Raw genomic sequence first — 19,220 nt, 5'->3', positions numbered from 1 at the left:
CGGCTCGCTCGGGCCGAACCACGCCGAATCTCGCCCGCACACATCGAGCCGGGGAACATGGGTAAACACATTCAGGCGATCCGCGGGATGCACGACATCCTGCCCGAGGCCGTCCCCATCTGGCATCGTATCGAGGACACCGCGCGAACGATTCTTGCGGGGTACGGCTATGCCGAGATCCGCACTCCGATCCTCGAGGTCACGGATCTGTTCAAACGCTCCATCGGCGAGGTCACCGACATCGTCGAAAAGGAGATGTACAGCTTCGACGACCGCAACGGCGAGAGCTTGAGCCTGCGGCCGGAGGGTACCGCCAGCTGCGTGCGCGCGGCGGTCGAGCACGGGCTGATCGTCCAGCCTCAGCGCCTGTGGTATCGCGGCCCGATGTTCCGCCATGAGCGCCCGCAACGCGGCCGTTACCGGCAGTTCAATCAGATCGGCGCCGAGGTCTTCGGGCTCACGGGACCGGACATCGATCTCGAGCTGATCCTGCTCACCGCGCGCCTGTGGCGCGCGCTCGGACTGCAGGGTCTGCGCCTGGAGATCAACAGTCTCGGGGACCCGGATGAACGTCGGCTCTATCGCGAACAGCTGGTCACCTATCTGGAAGCGCGGCGGGAGCATCTGGACGCCGAGAGTCTCCGACGTCTCTACACCAACCCGTTGCGCGTCCTGGACTCGAAACATCCGGAGACACAGAAGGTCGTCGCGGATGCACCGACGCTGATGGATCACCTCAGCGACGATTGCCTGGCGCACTTTCAGGGCATCCGTCACGGTCTGGATCAGGCGGGCATCCCGTATAGACTCAATCCGCGGCTGGTGCGGGGTCTGGATTACTACAATCGCACGGTCTTCGAGTGGATCACCGAAGATCTCGGCGCCCAAGGCACCGTTTGTGCCGGCGGTCGCTACGACGGTTTGGTCGAGCAGCTCGGTGGCCGATCGACACCTGCAGTCGGCTTCGCCTTGGGACTCGAGCGACTGGTGGAGCTGCTCGCGCTCGGAGGCCATTCCGGCGAGCCTGCAGTGCACGCCTACCTGGTCGCGGTCGGCGATCAGGCACAGCTCGAGGCCCCGCTTCTGGCCGAGCGCCTTCGCGATGCCCTGCCCCGTCTGCGCCTCATGGCCCATTGCGGCGGGGGCAGCTTCAAGAGCCAGTTCAAGAAGGCCGACAGAAGCGGCGCAACCTTCGCGCTCATCCTCGGCGAGGCGGAGTTGGCGCAAGGGATTGTCGGCGTCAAACCCTTACGCGACGAGAGCGGTCAACAGGAGCTTGGTTTCGACGATTTGGTCGATTTCCTGACCCGCGAGATCGCGAGCCCGGATTGATGGCTGCGGGCGACGACTTCAGTCGAGCCGCACGCGAATCCACGTCACCACGGAGAGAGCAGTGAGTTACGAAACCGACGACGAAAAGGTCGAAGCCATCAAGGCCTGGTGGAAAGAGAACGGTGTGGCGATCGTCATGGGCATCGCCATCGGACTAGGCGCGATCGTCGGCTGGCGTTACTGGGGCGATTACCGCGACAGCGTCGCTGCTCAGGGATCGACAGTCTTCGACCAGGTCCTCGCGAACGCCGCCACCGGTCAAACCGAGGCGGTCGTGACCCAAGCCCGGATGCTGAACGAGGACTTCTCATCGACCCCCTATGCCGCACTCGGCAAGCTGGTCGAAGCGAAGGCGCTCTACGAATCCGGCCAAGCCGAGGCGGCCATGACTGCCTTAACGGGGGTGATCAACGACGCCCCGGATCCGGCCATGGCTCGCATCGCGGCGCTTCGCCTGGCGCGGATCCAGGTTGCGGAGGGGAAACTCGACGATGCGGAAAAGACTGTTGCTGATCACGACACCAGCCCGGAGTTTGCCGGTGACTTTGCTGCGGTGCAGGGCGATATCGCAGCGGCACGCGGGGACACGGTCGCGGCACGCAAGGCCTACGAACGGGCGCTCGCCGAGGGGACCGGATTCTCGCAGTTGCTCCGCCTCAAGCTCGACAACCTCCCCGCAGCCGGATAGTGGTCAAAGAGCCGCCAATGGTCACGCAATCGACAGCGGGCGCCGCCCGTCTCGGGACGCTGCTGCTCGCCGGATTGTTGGGCGGTTGCGGAATGTTCCCCTGGCTCGGCGCCGACAAAGACCCCACCCCGCCGACCAAGCTCACCGAGATCGTACAGACGGTCGGCTTGAACACCCTTTGGTCCGAGCGGGTCACGCGCGGCACCCGGGAACGGCGGCTCTACCTGGTCCCGGTCATCTCCGAAAATCGCATCTTTGTCGCCGATTCACGCGGTCGGCTGGTCGCCGTCGCCGCCGACAGCGGGCGAGTTCTCTGGGAGCGCGATACCGATCTGCATTTCAGCGGCGGCCCCGACGTCAAGGGCGAGCGTCTGGTCATCGGCACCAGCCGGGGCGAGCTCGTCGCCTTCTCCAGCAGGGACGGCAATGAGCTTTGGCGAACACAGCTCGGCAGCGAGGTCCTCTCCGTTCCGCGCCTCACCGACACGGCCCAAGTGATCGTCCACACCCTGGACGACAGCATCTACGGGATCGACGCCAACACCGGCGCCCAACAATGGCGCCTCAACTATCCTGCACCCGTCCTCACGCTGCGCGGCAGCAGCAGCCCGGTCGTCACCCCCGCCGGGATCCTCGTCGGTCTTTCCGGCGGGAAGCTCCTAAACCTCGACCCGCCTGACGGCACCCCACTCTGGGAAGTCGCCATCACCCGCCCGAGCGGGCGCTCGGAGCTTTCGCGCATCGCCGACATCGATGCCGATCCAGTCGTGATCGGGACCATTGCCTTCGTCGGCTCCTACAACGGCGATCTAGCCGCCGTCGATATCACGACGGGCACCGTGATCTGGCGGCGCGAGCTCTCGGCCCACGCCGGGCTCGCCGCCGACACCTCCGATCTCTTCGTCACGGACTCGAGCGACCAGATCTGGGGTGCGGACCCGAGCGACGGCGCCGGACGTTGGCGCCAAGAGGGTCTGCGCTACCGTCAGGTGACCGCGCCCGCGCTGGTCGGCAATCTCATCGCGGTCGGCGACCTAGACGGCTATGTCCACCTGCTCGCGCGCTCGGACGGCCGTTTGGTCGGGCGTACCCGCGTGACCGGGAAAGGCGCGATCACGGCACGCCCCTTGGTCGTCGGCAACCGTCTTTATGTCTTCGCCGACGACGGCACCTTGGCCGCCTTGTCCGTCGGCGCTGCACCTTCCGCGAAGATGGGTCTCCGTGGTAGCGCGCCCGCCGATGCAGGCGCTGCCTCGCGCGATGTCGACACCGCACCGGCCGATTCGCCGGGATCGGCGCCACCGGAGTCCAGCCCCTGAACGGCATGCTGCCCGTCATCACCCTGATCGGCCGGCCCAACGTCGGCAAGTCGACACTCTTCAATCGCCTCACGCACACGCGTGATGCGCTGGTTGCGGATTTTCCCGGCCTGACCCGCGATCGTCAGTACGGAATCGGCGTCGTGGGACCGAGCCGTTATGTCATCGTCGACACCGGCGGCATCAGCCAGGCCATCGACGGTGTCGAGGCCTTGATGGAACGGCAGGTCCGGCTCGCCATCGAGGAAGCCGACCATCTGCTCTTCCTCGTCGATGCCCGCGACGGCTGCACACCGGGCGACATCGAGATCGCCGCACGCCTGCGCCGTATGGGCAAGCCAGTCAGTCTGGTGGTCAACAAGAGCGACACCATGGACCCGGTGCTGGCCACCGCTGACTTCCATCGACTCGGCCTCGGTGCGCCGATGGCGGTCTCGGCCACACATGGACGCGGCGTGCAGGATCTCATCGACGCCGTCTTTGCCGTATTCCCGACGACCGACCACGATGGGATCGGTGCCGCAGAGACCAAGGAAGGCGTCCGCGTCGCAATCGTCGGGCGCCCGAACGCAGGCAAGTCGACTCTCATCAACCGCATCCTCGGCGACGACCGACTGGTCACCTTCGACAGCCCCGGCACCACACGCGACAGCATCTTCGTCCCCTTCGAGCAACAGGGTCGCCACTACACGCTGATCGACACAGCGGGCATGCGCCGCCGCGCCCGGATCGACGACGTCATCGAAAAATTCAGCGTCATCAAAACCCTGCAGGCGATCGACGCCGCCAATGTCGTCATCCTGGTGCTCGACGCACATGAGGGTGTCGGCGAACAAGACGCCACCCTCGCGGGACACATCATCGAGCGCGGGCGGGCGCTTGTGGTCGCAATCAACAAGTGGGATGGGTTGGCCCCCGACGAACGCGAGCAGATCAAGACACAGTTCGCGCGCAAGCTCGCCTTCCTCGACTTCGCCAAGATGCACCTGGTCTCCGCCCTGCACGGCAGCGGTGTCGGCCTCCTGCTCGACGAGGTCGAGAAGGCCTACGCCAACGCCACCCGCAACCTCTCGACCCCCGAGCTGACGCGACTGCTCGAGGCTGCCGTCCAAGAGCATCAACCGCCCCTGGTGCACGGAAGACGCATCAAGCTTCGCTATGCCCATCAGGGCGGACGCAACCCGCCCATCATCATCATCCACGGCAACCAGACCGATGCGGTCCCGGACACCTACCGGCGCTATCTCATCAATCGCTTCAGACGCGAGCTCAAGCTTCTCGGTACCCCCCTACGGATCGAGTTCAAGAGCGGCACCAATCCTTTCGAAGGGCGCCGCAACAAACTCACCCCTCATCAGATCAAACACCGTCAGCGCCTCAAAACGTTCGTCAATCGCAAGCGATAGCGGATGTCGAAGACAGGCAAGGCGACCACCTGTGGAGACGATGGATGTTCGACCGATTGCTGTTCGCACTGCTCCTGCTGCCTACGGGCTCCTTCGGCGCCGATTACTACCTGAGTGCCGCCGGCCGGGACACCAACTCCGGAAGCTCTTCGCAAGCCCCCTGGCGGTCCTTAAACAAAATCAATGATTTGATTCTTGATCCCGGCGATCGCGTGTTCCTGCGCGGCGGCGACAACTTTTCCGGCAGTCTCTTTTTCGACGCGTTTGATCGAGGAACGGCGGCGTCCCCGATCCGGATCGGCTCTTATGGAACCGGTAGAGCGACCATACTGGCCGGCGACGGCGACGGCATCTTGGCCTACAACACAGCCGGGTTCGTCATTTCCAATCTCAACCTCAGGGGTTCGGGAGCGGATGTCAACGATGGTGCCGGGATCATCTTCTACACCGACCTTCCGGGTGGCGTGAAGCTCAAGGGCGTCACCTTGAACAAGATCGATGCAAGCGGGTTTCATCATGCAGGGGTCGAGATCGGCGCGTGGAACGGAACAGCCGGGTTTACGAATGTCTCCATCGACCGCGTACGTGCATACGACAACGCGCGCAACGGGATCAACGTCTGGGGATATGATGCACCCGGTTTCAAGGGCTACGCCCATGCCAAGGTCTACATTACCGGAAGCTTCGCGTACCGAAACCCGGGGGTTTCCGGTGTGAGAGAGCCAACCGGCAACGGCATCGTCATGTCGAATGTGGATGGTGGCCGGATCGCGCGATGCGTGGCCCATTCCAACGGTGAGCGCAACACATCGAGCAGCGGCCCGATCGGAATTTGGGCATGGCGCACGAACCGAATCACCATCCAATTCAGTGAGTCATACGGAAACCGTACGACGTCGGGAGCCGCCGACGGCGGTGGCTTCGATCTCGACGGCGGTGTCACGAACTCGACACTGCAGTACACCTACTCGCACGACAACGACGGCGCAGGATATCTTTTTGCCCAATACGACTCGGCCCCTTCGTTCAAGAACAACGTCATTCGATACAACATCTCCGAGAACGACGGGCGCCGCAACAGGTCTGGCGGGATCGTGGTCTGGAGCAAGGCACCGCTGGAGATCTCCAACAGCCACATTTACAACAACACCATCTATCTCTCTCCGTCGCCGACCGGAAACGTTTGCGGAATCAGGGTGGCATCCCAGACCTCTTCATTGAGCATTCGCAACAACATCATCTCCACGACCTCCGGCGCTCCTCTTCTTTGTGTTGCTGGCGGCCAAAAAGGGCTAGCGATTCAAGGCAACAACTATTGGTCAAATGGGTCCCCATTCAAGATCTACTGGGGGCCGACCCGCTACTCGAGCCTCTCGGCCTTCCGAGTCACCGGCCAAGAAACGCTCAACGGTGTTTCCACTGGACTCGCTGTTGATCCCGGGCTAGTGAATCCCGGACTCGGCGGAACCATCGGAAACCCGAATAGGTTGAACAAGATGCTGGACTATCGCTTAAAAACAAACTCACCGCTCGTCAATCGCGGAATCGATCTGAAAGCGCTGCTGGGGTTATCGACCGGCACCCGAGATTTTTACGGAACAGGTCTGCCGCAACGGGGTGCTTATGATATCGGGGCCCACGAGCTCGCCTACTGACCTGCCGTATCGTTCACCGGCCATGAAGAAAGACGCCGATTGGATTCCCCTACCGGCCGCGCCGCGCTCGACCGAGGATCAACGTGATTCAGGAATCCCCTATCACCGATATCGCGCAGATCATCCAGCTTGCGGTCGCGCCGGTATTCCTGCTTTCGGGTATCGGTGCGATGCTTGCGGTTATGACCAATCGGCTCGGGCGCATCGTAGACCGGGCTCGCCGGGTCGAAGGCGAAGCTGCTGAAAAGGCTCTAGACCCAACCGCGCCGGATTCCGAGCTCAAGCGCTTGTCGCGTCGCGCAAAGCTGATCGGGCTCTCGATCGGACTCTGCACCGTTACCGCCTTGCTGATCTCGGCGGTGATTGCGATCCTCTTCCTCGGTGCCTTTCTGACCTTCGACGCGGCTGTATTGGTGGCGCTCATCTTCATTGCCGCGATGCTCGCGTTCATCGCAGCCCTGATTTTTTTCCTGCGCGAGGTCATGCTCGCCACCGCCGGTCTGCGGTTCAGGCGTCGCTAGGGCGTTCGTCACGCCTGATGGGATTCAAGATCGGTCACAAAACTGGCACACTTGTCGACGGACGCAAGAGACCGGCCGCAACGACAGCCGGTTACCCATTCACCCTGAGGTCCGACTACAGCATGAGCGACTCAGTCAAGTATCTGCTCGACGAGCAGCATCTCCCGCGTACCTGGTACAACATCAACGCCGATCTTCCGAGGCCTCTCGATCCGGTCCTGCACCCCGGCACCCAACAGCCGATTACACCGGACGATCTGGCGGTGATCTTCCCGCGGGCCGTGATCGAGCAGGAAATGAGCACCGAGCGCGAGATCGAGATCCCGGAGCCGGTGCGCGAGGTCTACCGGCAATGGCGACCATCCCCGCTCTACAGGGCACGTCGACTGGAGAAGGCGCTCAACACCCCGGCGAAGATCTACTACAAGTACGAGGGTGTCAGCCCGGCCGGCAGCCACAAACCCAACACCGCCATCCCGCAGGCCTTCTACAACAAGCAGGAAGGCGTGAAACGGATCACCACCGAGACCGGGGCGGGTCAATGGGGCTCGTCGCTCGCCTTGGCCGGATCCATGTTCGGCCTAGAGATCGTGGTCTACATGGTCAAGGTGAGCTTCAACCACAAGCCATACCGACGCGCGTTCATGGAGACCTTCGGGGCTCAGTGCATCGCCAGTCCGAGCGAAACCACCGCGTCCGGACGGGCCATCCTCGCGGAGCATCCCGACAGCACCGGCAGTCTCGGCATCGCCATCAGCGAGGCCGTCGAGCTGGCCGCCCAGCGTGACGACACCAAGTACGCGCTCGGCAGCGTGCTGAACCACGTCCTGCTGCATCAGACCGTCATCGGCCTCGAGGCACAACAGCAGTTGGAAATGGCCGGAGACTACCCAGACATGATCATCGGCTGCACCGGCGGCGGCAGCAACTTCGCCGGCATCGCCTTCCCCTTCTTGGGCGAGAAGCTGCGCGGCGGACGCGACATCGAGCTGATCGCCGTCGAGCCATCGGCCTGCCCGACGCTGACGAAAGGTCTCTTCGCCTACGACTACGGCGATACCGCCAAGCTCACCCCGCTGGTCAAGATGTATACGCTCGGTTCCAGCTTTGTGCCGCCGGGCTTTCACGCGGGGGGCCTCCGTTATCATGGCATGGCGCCGCAAATCAGCCATCTGACCAAGCTCGGCTACATCACGCCGACCTCCTATAATCAGTTGGATTGTTTCGCCGCCGGCATCCAGTTCGCCAAGGCCGAGGGCATCGTCCCGGCGCCCGAGGCCAACCACGCCGTGAAGGCCGCGATCGTCGAGGCCGAGAAGTGTCGGGAGTCGGGCGAGTCCAAGACCATCCTCTTCAACCTCTGCGGGCACGGCAACTTCGACATGCAGGCCTATACGGATTACTTGGCCGGCAAGCTGAAGGACCTGACCTATGCCGAGGACGAGGTCGCGATGGCCCTGTCGGGGCTTCCGAGCGTCGCTTAGATCCGGGGCATCGGACCTCTAGCCGAGACGACGCCAGGAGAATCAGATGACCCGGGATCGTTCTCGGCACACCGGCCCCTTCTCCGTAATCCTGATACTGCTCGTTGCAGCTTCAGCTTGGGGGGCCGAGGATCCGTCGGCAGATCCCGAGCCGACGGTCGCTCCCGATGCCGAGATCGAAGCGATGACGCTGCGCCTCCTCGGCATGGAGGGGAAACTCAAGGAGTCGGCCCATGCGCGCAAAAGCGCAGACCAAGCCCGCATGGAGGCGGAGCGTCGGCTTGCGGAGGGGAGCCAGGAGATTGAGCGCCTGAACGGTGAGGTACAGCGGCTCAGAGAGGCACTGCTCGAGCTTGAGCAGACCCTGAGCGAGCGCGACCGACAACTCTCCGAGCTCGATGCCAGCCGACTCTCGCTGACCACTGCCCACGAGGCGCTCGAACGCCGCTTCGACGCGCTCCGCGCACGGGTTCCGCGACAAGACGGCGGCACACTCGACGCGGACCAGGCGCGCCAGGCTGCCCGCGATGCGTACGAAAAGCTGCGCGAAACGCTGCGGATTCCAGAGAGTAAACGGGATGCGACCGCCGAGCAGGCGATCACTGCCTTCGAGAAACTGTTGCATCGGAATCAACTCGCCCTGGCACGGGTACTCGATGCGCAAGGCGCCTATCGGATTCGGCCCAGCGACTCACTGGCCCTGATCAGCAGCCGCTGCTACGGCGACAGTAGTCAATGGCGTGCGCTGTTCGAGGCCAACCGCCATGTCCTCGAAGACCCCAATCAGTTGATGCCTGGCGTCACGCTGGTCGTCCCTTGAGTCCTGCCCCCCGCGAAACGGCGAATCACGCCGACCCCCAATCCTTCGATGACCAGCTGTTGTGTGCGCAGATCGACTGGGATCGGCTCAAAGCTCGGATTCTCCGGCAACAGGTAAGCACGGTTGGCCCCTTGCCCTTGCCAGTGCAGGCGCTTGACCGTGACCTCGTCACCCAACCGTGCCACCACGATCTGGCCGTCGAAGACCTCGGAGGTGATATGCACCGCGAGCAGATCGCCGTCGAGGATGCAGGCATCGCACATGCTGTTGCCGCGAACCCGGAGAAGATAGTCGGCGCGGGGACGAAACAGGTCCGGATTGACCTGACACCAGTCCTCGATATGCGCTGCGGCCAGGATAGGACTGCCGGCGGCAACACGCCCGATGATCGGAAGCTCGACCTCACGGGCGGCCTGATCGACGAGCCGGATGCCGCGCGAACGACCTCGCGTCAGCTCAATCGCGCCGTGCCGGGCCAAGGCCCGTAGATGATCTTCGGCAGCGTTGGCGGACCGAAAGCCGAAGGTCCGCGCGATCTCGGCGCGTGTCGGCGGCACCCCGGTCTCACGGATATGCGACCTGATCAGCTCCAGGATTTGCTGTTGCCGGAGGGTCAGGTCATTGCTCATATCGGAACATCGCTCGACGAAATGGACTGTCATTTTAGACAGTCGCCCCGGATTATCCATCGATGAACAAGGAAAAGCGCAATCGCATCTTCGAGCGTCTTCGCGCCGCCAATCCGGCGCCGACGACGGAGCTGGTGTATCGCACACCCTTCGAGCTTCTGGTCGCGGTGATCTTGTCGGCACAGGCAACCGACAAAGGGGTCAACAAGGCCACGGCGCATCTTTTCGCGGTTGCCGATACACCGGAGAAGATGCTCGCCCTCGGCGAAGAGGGCCTCAAGGCCCATATTCGGACCATCGGACTCTTCAACAGCAAGGCCGCCAACATCATCAAGACCTGCGCGATCCTTGTCGCGGCGCACAGTGGTCAGGTCCCGCGCGAGCGCAAAGCGCTGGAGGCGCTCCCCGGCGTCGGACGCAAGACGGCCAACGTGGTTCTCAATACCGCCTTCGGCGAGCCGACGATGGCCGTCGACACCCATATCTTCCGCGTTGCCAACCGCACCGGCCTCGCGCCCGGAAAAACCCCGCTCGCGGTCGAGCAGGGATTGCTGCGGCATGTCCCCAAGGTTTTTCTGAAGGATGCCCACCACTGGCTGATCCTGCACGGACGCTACGTCTGTCTCGCACGTAAACCGCGCTGCCCCGAGTGCCCGATCGCCGATCTCTGCGACTATCGCGACAAGACGCCGCCGCAATGACGCAAGCATCGAACGCAATCGCAGCAAGGCCCGTCGAAGGCTTTGCCGAGCCCGAATCCCTGCACCCACCGAGATCCTCGACACCATGCCTGCAAACGATCGTGAGAGTCATCGTCGCACCTTCATCACGGCTTGGGAGAAGGCCCAATCCGGCCAACCCTTGGAGCCGGTCGAGGCACAGATCGTCGAGGTCCTGCGCCGACACCCGGAATATCACCGGCTCATGACCGATACGGACAAGACCCTGGAGCGCGACTATCTCCCCGAACACGGCGAGTCCAATCCATTCCTGCACATGGGCCTGCACATCGCTATCCTCGAGCAGTTGAGCATCGATCAACCGGCGGGCATCCGTGGGCTCTATAGCCGCCTCATGCAGATCACCGGGGATCCGCACGAGACCGAGCATCGCATCATGGAATGCCTCGCCGAGGCGCTCTGGACGCTGCAACGCAACGAAGCTTCCTTCGACGCCGCGAGCTACCTCGAGTGCGTCGAACGCGCTGCCGTCGCGAGTCGGCCGGGCCACTGATTTCCGTGACGGGCCTGTTACACTAAAAGAGACGGGAGTTGACCGATACAGGGCGGGGCCCGACACCGCATCACCCCGCATCCCGAAGGTGATCTTCCCGTCGCACCCAAGGTTCCGACCGCATCGCGGCCGGGCTCAGCACGGGAGTAAGGTGACATCATGTTGACTTGGATACTGGCCGCCGACAACAGCCGCGCACGCATCTTCGCCACCGATAAATCAGCAGGCGCGCTGCGCGAGATCCACACCCTGGCCTTCCCGGAAGGCCGGCTTCACGAGGGCGATCTGACAACCGACAAGGGCGGTCGCGGTCACGACCCCATGTCGGGGGCACACGGTATCAACGGCGAGGAGGCGCACAAGCAGGAGAATGCCGAACGCTTCGCCGGCCTGGTCTGCGAAACGCTGGAGAACGCGCGCAACAAAGGGGAGCTCCAGAAACTCTACGTCATCGCTGCCCCGGCTTTCCTCGGGATGCTGCGCAAACATCAGTCCCCTCCGCTCAAACAGTTGGTTGCCGGGGAGATCGACAAAAACCTGACAACCCATAGCCCCGAGGCAATCCGCAAGAGTCTGCCGGACTTCCTCTAAACCGCGCACCCGCTAAGCCCATCCGATTGGCCGGAAGCAACGTCGCGAAGCGGCGTCACGTCCGGCCAATCGGATGTGCAGTTGGGATGTCGATTCCCGGAAATCGCCTAAGTCGCCCACATGACTGCGCCACGCTCAGTCTCGTCCCGCTGCCTCGTCCAGCGTCTTCAGACGCTCCAGCTTCTCGCGGATCCTGATCTCGAGGCCGCGATCGACCGGCCTGTAATAGCGTCGCCCCGCTAAGGCATCCGGGAGATAGGTCTCTCCGGCCGCGTAACCCTCCGGCTCGTCGTGGGCATAGCGATAGGCCCGTCCATGTCCCAGCGCCTTGAGCAGCTTGGTCGGGGCATTGCGCAGATGAACCGGCACATCGAGCGAGCCGGACGACCGTGCATCGGCCAGCGCCTCGTTCCAGGCCAGACAGACCGCATTGCTTTTGGCTGCGCAGGCCAGATAGACGACCGCTTGGGCGAGCGCCAATTCGCCCTCCGGCGAGCCGAGACGCTCTTGAGCCTCCCAGGCATTGAGCGCCAGGTCCAGCGCGCGCGGATCCGCGTTGCCGATGTCCTCGCTGGCCATCCGCACGATGCGCCGCGCCACGTAAAGTGGATCACAGCCACCGTCGATCATCCGGGCCAGCCAATAGAGCGCCGCGTTCGGGTCCGACCCACGCACGGACTTATGCAGTGCAGAGATCTGGTCGTAGAAGATATCACCGCCCTTGTCGAAGCGTCGCACGCTGCCGGCGATGACCTCGGCGATGGTGCCCGGCGCGATCTCCTCGCCTGCTGTCATACCGACCGCCAGCTCAAGCAGGTTAAGCGCGCGACGGGCGTCGCCGTCGGCACTGCGGGCGAGCAGATGAGCGGCCTCGTCGGTTACACGCAATCGACGGTCGCCGAGCCCTTGAACGGGGTCCGCGAGGGCACGAGCCAGGACGCGCTCGATCTCTTCGGTGTCCAGGGCATGAAGCAAATAGACGCGCGCACGCGACAGCAGTGCATTGTTCAGCGCGAAGGACGGATTCTCGGTCGTGGCCCCGATAAACGTGAGGGTGCCGTCTTCGACATGCGGCAGGAAGGCGTCCTGCTGGGCCTTGTTGAAACGGTGCACCTCATCGATGAAGAGCAGCGTGGGTCGCTGCTCCCGATCGCGTACCGCTCGCGCCGTCGCAACGGCATCGCGGATATCCTTCACGCCCGCGAGTACGGCGGACAGACTGAGGAAATGGGCACCGGAGACCCGCGAGATGAGACGCGCGAGCGTGGTCTTGCCCGAGCCGGGCGGCCCCCAGAAGATCATCGAATGGAGTTGGCCCGATTCGATCGCCTCACGCAAGGGCTTGCCCGGCGCAAGCAGGTGCTGCTGACCGAAGAATCCCTCCAACGTGGCCGGGCGCATCCGCTCGGCGAGTGGTGCATCAGTCATTCTGAACCACGACCAAAGCGGTAGAGACCGGTTCGCTGGTGTCTGACATTCGGCAGTACGCAAGATCTTTGCGGCGAACGGTGTTCAGAAACAAAATGAATCTCCTGAAGCGCGTCCCCGCCGACGCCGGTTGAACCCCGCAATACCGATCGCAAACGATCAACAGCGCATACCGGACCGGACGCGCTTCAGTCGAAGGAGAGGAAATCGTCCATCGCCCCCTGCTCCATCTTGAACAGATCCGAACTGAGTTTGGCGTTGCGCTCCGCCCCCGTGAAATTCAGCCGGGTCGTTTGTCCGAAGCTGTCCTCCATGATGAGGCTTTCCAGGTTGTCCTTGCCGAATCCGAGCTCGATCCGAACCACGTCGGTATCCTGTGCCTTGGGGATCAGCTCGACCCAAGTCCGGCCGTCCGTACTTTCCATCGGCGACGCCTCGAAGTGTTTCTCGATCGGCCCGCCGTCGGCCAGAAGCAGGGCCGGGGTTCCGCTCAGCGCGCGGCTCTGGCTCTGATGCGAGACTTGCTTGAGCTCCAGATCGTGGAGATAGACGCGGCTGCCGTCGGCGATGATGACTTGCCGATTCGGCGTGCTGTATTCCCAGCGGAACCGGCCGGGACGCTGTAGGTAAAGGGTGCCGCGCGACTCCATCATCCGGGTGCGCTCGGCATTGAAGGTGAACTGCTCGAAGTCCGCGCGCAGGCTGCTGAGTCCGGCGAGGTAGTCGTTGACCCGCTTCGCACCGTCGGCGGCGTTTGCGGTTGTCGTCCCGCACAGGAGGATCAGCGGGAAGAACAAGGTGAATAGGACGGCTCGCAAGCACGATGGTCGACCGTGGGATTGCAGCCGCCTCGGGGGGTGGCCGGGTCGATCGACCGCTGGGACGGAATCTGTCATATCAAATCCTGCAATACAGCTGTTTGAATCACGGAAGACACGAAAAACCACCGAAGATTCAAAATCAATCCTCGATAGGCGGCGGCGCGAGGACCTCGCGGTTACCGTTGGTCTCCGCGGCGCCCACGATCCCGATGCGCTCCATCTCCTCGATCATACGAGCGGCTCGGTTGTAGCCGATCTTCAAACGCCGTTGTACCCCCGAGATAGAGGCCCGCCTGCTCTCCACGACGATCTGGACCGCCTCGTCGAACAGGGGATCCGTGTCCTCGGTGTCGCCGCGCGGCTCGGGGTCGATACCCGGCAGCACTTCGGTCGGCTCGCGCAGCACGTCCTGCAGATACTGGGGCGCACCGAACTGCTTGAGGTGCTCGACGATCCGATGCACCTCGTGATCGTCGACGAAGGCGCCATGTACGCGCTGCGGGATGTTGCCGCCGGGCGGGAGATAGAGCATATCGCCGTTCCCGAGCAGCTGCTCGGCGCCCATCTGATCCAGGACGGTGCGCGAGTCGATCCGTGATGAGACCTGGAAGGCGATGCGGGTCGGGATATTGGCCTTGATCAGCCCGGTCAGGACGTCGACTGACGGCCTCTGTGTGGCGAGCAGGAGATGGATGCCGGACGCACGCGCCTTCTGCGCCAGACGTGCGATCAGCTCCTCAACCTTCTTGCCGACGACCATCATCATGTCTGCCAGCTCGTCGATCACCACGACGATGTAGGGCAGATGCTCCAGGGCCGGCACCTCGATACCCTGCTCCGCAGCGAAATCGGCGGCGATGGTGGGATCCGGGATGGTTTGCCCTTGTGCCGCCGCTTCGGCAATCTGGCGGTTGTAACCGCCGATATTGCGCACCCCGAGCTTCGCCATCAGGCGATAGCGGCGTTCCATCTCCCCGACACACCAGCGCAGCGCATTGGCCGCTTCCTTCATGTCGGTCACGACAGGTGTGAGCAGATGGGGGATGCCCTCGTAGACCGACAGCTCGAGCATCTTCGGATCGACCATGATGAGCCGCACGTCCTGCGGCCCGGCCTTGTAGAGCAGGCTCAGGATCATGGCATTGATGGCCACCGATTTACCCGAGCCGGTCGTGCCGGCAATCAGGACGTGCGGCATCTTGGCCAGATCCACGACCACCGGCAGACCGGAGATGTCGCTACCCAGACCCAAAGTCAGGGGCGACTTGGCATCCTGATAGGTCGCCGAGCCGAAGGTCTGACGTAGAAAGACCGTCTCGCGCTGCTGATTGGGGATCTCGATGCCGATCACCGACTTGCCCGGGATGACCTCTACCACGCGTACACTGATGGTCGAGAGGGCGCGCGCCAGATCCTTCGCCAATCCTGTGATCTTGCTGACCTTGATGCCGGGCGCAAGCTCCAGCTCGAAGAGTGTGACGACGGGACCAGGGTAGACGGCCACGACCTGGACCTGGACGCCGAAATCGGCGAGCTTGAGCTCGACCTGTCGCGATAGATCCTCGATCTGCTCGTCCGAGTAGGCTCGCCCGCTCGGACGCGGCAGATCGAGCAGGTCCAGCGGCGGAAGACTGATCTCGTCGGTCCGGCCGGTTGCTGCGTGGGCGACCGATGGCGCCCGTATCGAAGGGGCCGGGGCGGCGGGAATCGACAGCTCCGGCCTGCTCACCGGGCGCGGGACCGTCTTGATCCGCGGTGCCTCCGCCGGCACGGGTTTCTGACCACGCTTGAGATCCTCGAGTGAGAGGGTCTCGGGCTCCGCCATGGCCTCACGGACACGCCGCGGCAATCCCTCTAAACGACGATCGGGCCGCTCGCCGGCCTTGTGCCCCGGCGCTTCGGAGCTCGGCGCTTCGGAACCGGACGCATGCTGCGAACGCATCGATCGTCCATCCGATGGCGTCGGGGCATCGATCAGGTTCAATGCCTCGGGAAGCCCGGATGACTCCCCTGCTGCGGCAGCCTGCCGACGCAACACCAGCCCCCTCCGGGCGCCCTGCACGACACCCGTGATCCAGCCCGCAGCCTGCAAAACGGCAGCGCCCGTATTGTCGACCACCCTCAGCCAGGAGATCCCGGAGAACAGCGTGACGCCCACAAAAAGGGCGCCACCGAGCAGCAGATCGGTGCCCGTCGTGTTGAAGGCTGCGCGCATGTTGTCGCTCACGAGCAGGCCCAGACCACCGCCGGCCCCGTTCGGCAGATCGACGCCGAGGTCCGCGAGGTGAATCGCGGCATAACCGCACCCGGCCAGGATGGTGATGAAGAACCCGATCCAGCGCAACGCCAAGATCCAGGTGCGAGGCGCCGGCTCCTCGCCGCGACCGCGAAACACCAGCCAGGCGCTCCAGCCGACCATCACCGGGAGCAGATAGGCGAAGAACCCGAACAGAAAGAGCGTGACATCGGCAAACCAGGCCCCGGCCCGGCCGGCCGCGTTGCTGACCTGCGACACATCGCCGACATAGGACCAACCCGGGTCATCGGGGGAGTAGCTGGCCAGGGCAAGCACCAGATAGAGCGCCACGACCATGAGGGTCCACATGGCGCCCTCGCGGAGCGCTCGCTCCACGTAGTCGCTGAACGTCAACTGCCCGTATCGTGTCGCCTGCGCCATGACTCTCTCCGAAATTTTGGCTCCCTATAATACCGTTGCTAGCGCTTCTTAGGGTAGTTTCGATGTTCGATAACGGCTTCGACCTGCCGGATTCCGGGGCGGCGATCGCACCGACCGTCAGCCGGATATCCGGTCATCCAGGTGATGTCTCGTCGGTTGCACCGGTCAGCCAAGCCGGAACGGGCTCGACCGGCGAGCTCACGGCGAGGACCGGACCCAAGGAAGCGATCTGCTCGTTGGCCTTGCGCATCCAAACCTTAAGGCGCTGGCGGTCCATCAGACCCAGCCCGCCCGGTCGGCTCTGGCCGGCGGCCCAGAAGCTCGCTGCCAGGTGATCGACCTTGCGCATCGTGGCCGCGTGCAGCTCGGGGAGCTCGATGAAACGGGCGCCGACGGCCTCCGCAGCTGCTCGGGCCTGAGAGTTCCGAAACGCCGAAAAATCCTTCCCGCGACCGTAGTTCTGCACCACAACATAGTCAGCCGCGTCACCGTAGCGGTCGACGAGCCGCTGGAGCAGACCGATACCGTCGGCACCGTCGTCCATAACATGCCAAAAGACGACTCCGACCCCTTCGTCCGCGGCGAGCGTCAGGAAGTCGTTCTGATCGATCCAGCGGAACAAGGGGGCCGAGGTCTGGGCCGCCAGGTCCACCAATACATTCTGAGGCGCCGCAAGCGCAGCCTCCATCAGCTGGTCGGCATCCTCGAAGGAATCCAGCAGGACGGATCTGGAATAGTCGCCGTAGAATCGGAGCATCGCCCCGTGGGATTGGTCGGTGTCGAAGACCGTAAAGGGTTGGTTGCTGTCGATATGGTGCTGCGCCAACAAACGGGCGAGCACGGATTTACCGACCCCGCCCTTCTCCCCGCCGATGAAATGGATCTTGCTCATGCGTCGTTGCTCCAGGTGTGCGTGTGATTGGGCGCGGAGCATGCACCGAGGAAGAGCGTCTCGCAAGGGCCGACCGACGGCTGCCTCTCGGTGTCGTGGGTAATGCCGAGCCCCGCGAGTCACACGGCAACGCGGGGCAGGTTGCGGCCCGTCGGCGCCATTGCGCTCGATGCGTCTTCAGGCGTCGATCGAACCGTCGGCGTGCCGCACCAGCCGTCCGATGCGCCGTCCCTCTGCATCGAGCAGCTCGAGCTCCAGGGGCATCTGACCGATCGCATGGGTCGCGCAGGACAAACAGGGATCGTAGGCCCGGATCGCGACCTCGATACGGTTGAGCAAAGGCTCGGTGAGCGCATGCCCGTCGAGATCGTCGGCCGCAACGCGGCGGATGGACTCGTTCATCGCCTGGTTGTTGTTGGTGGTGGACACGATGAGGTTGGCGCGGGTCACCAGCCCATCGGAATCGATCTCGTAGTGATGGAAGAGCGTCCCGCGCGGGGCCTCCAGCACGCCGATGCCGGTGGTTTGCAGCTCGCCCTCGCGGCGCAGGTCGGTGCCCTGCAGGTCGGGATCGGCGAGCAGCTCGCGGATCGCCTCGGCGCAGTGCAGCAACTCGATCATCCGCGCCCAGTGCGTCGTCAGCGCCGCCTGAAGCGGGCGACCCTCGCCGGCGGCCGCGAAGTCCTGACGCTCCTGCTCGGCGAGCGGTGTATGGAAACGCTCGCAGTTGTTGACGCGCGCGAGCGGTCCGACCCGATACCAGCCCTTCTCCGGCCCCAGCGCGACGATGAACGGAAATTTCATGTAGCTCCAGGACTTGATCTCCTCGTGGAGCAGCTCCGCGTAACCCTGATCGTCCGCATGATCGAAGAGGGTCTCGCCCTGCGGGCCGCGCGCGCGCAGCCCGCCGTCGTAGAGCTCGAAGCCGCCGTCCGGGGAGACGAGACTCAGCGTATTGGCATCCACGTTGGCAAAGCGATAGTGAAAGTCGGCGCGCGTGAGGATGATGCGCTTGATAAGCTGAACCCCCTTCTCGGCCCAGTCGACGATGCGGTCGATGTCGGCCAGGAGGAAATCACGCTCCTCGAGGCTCACGTTCTTGTTGACCCCGCCCGGCAATGCACCCGTACCGTGGACCCGTTTGCCCGAGGTCACGCGAATGACCTCTTGACCGAATTTGCGCAGCAACACGCCCTCCATGGCGATCTCGGGATGATCTCGGATCACGCCGACGATGTTGCGGTGGGCCACCGCGTCGTCGATGCCGAACAGCAGATCGGGCGAGGAGAGATGGAAGAAATGCAGCGCGTGGGATTGGAGCACCTGCCCCAGATGCATCAGGCGGCGCACCTTCTCCGCCGTCGGCGTCAAGCGATCCACACCGATGAGACGATCGCACGCCTTGGCCGCGGCCAAATGGTGGCTGACCGGACAGATCCCGCACAGACGCTGCACCAGCACCGGGAGCTCCCAATAGGGCCGGCCCTGGATGAATTTCTCGAAGCCACGAAACTCGACGATATGCAGCCGCGCCTGTTTGACGTGGTCGTCCTCGTCGAGCAACAGGGTCACCTTCCCGTGACCCTCGACGCGGGTCAGAGGCTCGATACAGACCCGCTTGAGGGTCTCGGGGTGCCGGGCGGTCTCCAGATTCTTAGTCATGGTAAAAACTCGGGCGGGTTCGGGGTTCGGGGTTCGGGGTTCGGCATTGAGGTTACTGGACC

Annotated in this window: 17 protein-coding genes; 11 read left to right on the top strand and 6 right to left on the bottom strand. The window is 63.7% G+C overall.

What is annotated here, in order from left to right:
• Positions 1-57: 57 nt before the first annotated feature.
• The 8 genes from hisS (at position 58) to LT988_RS16270 (ending at position 9,225) form a co-directional block, all read left to right on the top strand.
• Positions 58-1,332: a histidine--tRNA ligase gene (gene hisS / locus LT988_RS16305; protein WP_232406595.1), complete on the top strand. Its 1,275-nt coding sequence runs from the start codon at positions 58-60 to the stop codon at positions 1,330-1,332.
• A gap of 61 nt (positions 1,333-1,393) precedes the next feature.
• Positions 1,394-2,020 (top strand): YfgM family protein, encoded by a 627-nt coding sequence (locus LT988_RS16300; RefSeq protein WP_232406594.1) that lies wholly within the window; start codon positions 1,394-1,396, stop codon positions 2,018-2,020.
• A gap of 17 nt (positions 2,021-2,037) precedes the next feature.
• A complete protein-coding gene (gene bamB, locus LT988_RS16295) occupies positions 2,038-3,339 on the top strand; it encodes an outer membrane protein assembly factor BamB (protein ID WP_232406593.1) in 1,302 nt (433 codons plus the stop codon).
• Positions 3,340-3,344: 5 nt separating this feature from the next.
• Positions 3,345-4,745 carry a ribosome biogenesis GTPase Der gene (gene der / locus LT988_RS16290; RefSeq protein ID WP_232406592.1) on the top strand — a complete coding sequence of 467 codons (1,401 nt, stop codon included), beginning with the start codon at positions 3,345-3,347 and terminating at the stop codon, positions 4,743-4,745.
• 44 nt (positions 4,746-4,789) lie between these two features.
• Positions 4,790-6,400, top strand: coding sequence for a right-handed parallel beta-helix repeat-containing protein (locus tag LT988_RS16285; RefSeq protein ID WP_232406591.1), 1,611 nt, complete (start codon positions 4,790-4,792; stop codon positions 6,398-6,400).
• 83 nt (positions 6,401-6,483) lie between these two features.
• Positions 6,484-6,921, top strand: a complete 438-nt coding sequence (locus LT988_RS16280; RefSeq protein ID WP_232406590.1) for a DUF2721 domain-containing protein — start codon at positions 6,484-6,486, stop codon at positions 6,919-6,921.
• A 122-nt stretch (positions 6,922-7,043) separates the two neighbouring features.
• Positions 7,044-8,405 carry a TrpB-like pyridoxal phosphate-dependent enzyme gene (locus LT988_RS16275; RefSeq protein ID WP_232406589.1) on the top strand — a complete coding sequence of 454 codons (1,362 nt, stop codon included), beginning with the start codon at positions 7,044-7,046 and terminating at the stop codon, positions 8,403-8,405.
• Positions 8,406-8,451: 46 nt separating this feature from the next.
• Positions 8,452-9,225, top strand: a complete 774-nt coding sequence (locus LT988_RS16270; protein ID WP_232406588.1) for a LysM peptidoglycan-binding domain-containing protein — start codon at positions 8,452-8,454, stop codon at positions 9,223-9,225.
• On the opposite strand, the gene lexA is transcribed toward LT988_RS16270, so the two are convergent.
• Positions 9,189-9,854 carry a transcriptional repressor LexA gene (lexA, locus tag LT988_RS16265; protein ID WP_232406587.1) on the bottom strand — a complete coding sequence of 222 codons (666 nt, stop codon included), beginning with the start codon at positions 9,852-9,854 and terminating at the stop codon, positions 9,189-9,191. The two genes, LT988_RS16270 and lexA, sit on opposite strands and share 37 nt — an antisense overlap.
• Positions 9,855-9,916: 62 nt before the next feature.
• On the opposite strand from lexA, the gene nth reads away from it, so the two are divergent.
• The 3 genes from nth (at position 9,917) to LT988_RS16250 (ending at position 11,678) form a co-directional block, all read left to right on the top strand.
• Complete coding sequence (gene nth / locus LT988_RS16260; protein ID WP_232406586.1) at positions 9,917-10,555, top strand: endonuclease III; 639 nt, start codon at positions 9,917-9,919, stop codon at positions 10,553-10,555.
• An 85-nt stretch (positions 10,556-10,640) separates the two neighbouring features.
• Positions 10,641-11,087 (top strand): DUF1841 family protein, encoded by a 447-nt coding sequence (locus LT988_RS16255; protein WP_232406585.1) that lies wholly within the window; start codon positions 10,641-10,643, stop codon positions 11,085-11,087.
• A 159-nt stretch (positions 11,088-11,246) separates the two neighbouring features.
• Positions 11,247-11,678, top strand: coding sequence for a host attachment protein (locus LT988_RS16250; RefSeq protein ID WP_232406584.1), 432 nt, complete (start codon positions 11,247-11,249; stop codon positions 11,676-11,678).
• A 135-nt stretch (positions 11,679-11,813) separates the two neighbouring features.
• Here the strand turns inward: LT988_RS16250 and LT988_RS16245 are convergent, their stop codons facing one another.
• The 5 genes from LT988_RS16245 to LT988_RS16225 all read right to left on the bottom strand — a co-directional run bounded on the left by LT988_RS16245 (position 11,814) and on the right by LT988_RS16225 (position 19,158).
• Entirely contained in the window at positions 11,814-13,106 is a 1,293-nt protein-coding gene (locus LT988_RS16245) for a replication-associated recombination protein A (RefSeq protein WP_232406583.1), read from the bottom strand.
• 188 nt (positions 13,107-13,294) lie between these two features.
• Entirely contained in the window at positions 13,295-14,002 is a 708-nt protein-coding gene (locus LT988_RS16240; protein ID WP_232406582.1) for a LolA family protein, read from the bottom strand.
• A gap of 64 nt (positions 14,003-14,066) precedes the next feature.
• Complete coding sequence (locus LT988_RS16235) at positions 14,067-16,604, bottom strand: DNA translocase FtsK (RefSeq protein WP_232406581.1); 2,538 nt, start codon at positions 16,602-16,604, stop codon at positions 14,067-14,069.
• Between the two features lie 133 nt (positions 16,605-16,737).
• Positions 16,738-17,496 (bottom strand): P-loop NTPase family protein, encoded by a 759-nt coding sequence (locus LT988_RS16230; protein WP_232406580.1) that lies wholly within the window; start codon positions 17,494-17,496, stop codon positions 16,738-16,740.
• Between the two features lie 177 nt (positions 17,497-17,673).
• A complete protein-coding gene (locus LT988_RS16225) occupies positions 17,674-19,158 on the bottom strand; it encodes a Ni/Fe hydrogenase subunit alpha (protein WP_232406579.1) in 1,485 nt (494 codons plus the stop codon).
• Positions 19,159-19,220: the final 62 nt, after the last annotated feature.

Origin of the sequence: Thiocapsa bogorovii, assembly GCF_021228795.1 — a bacterium.
In the GTDB taxonomy this organism is placed as follows: domain Bacteria; phylum Pseudomonadota; class Gammaproteobacteria; order Chromatiales; family Chromatiaceae; genus Thiocapsa; species Thiocapsa bogorovii.
This window is presented reverse-complemented; position numbering and strand designations above follow the sequence as displayed.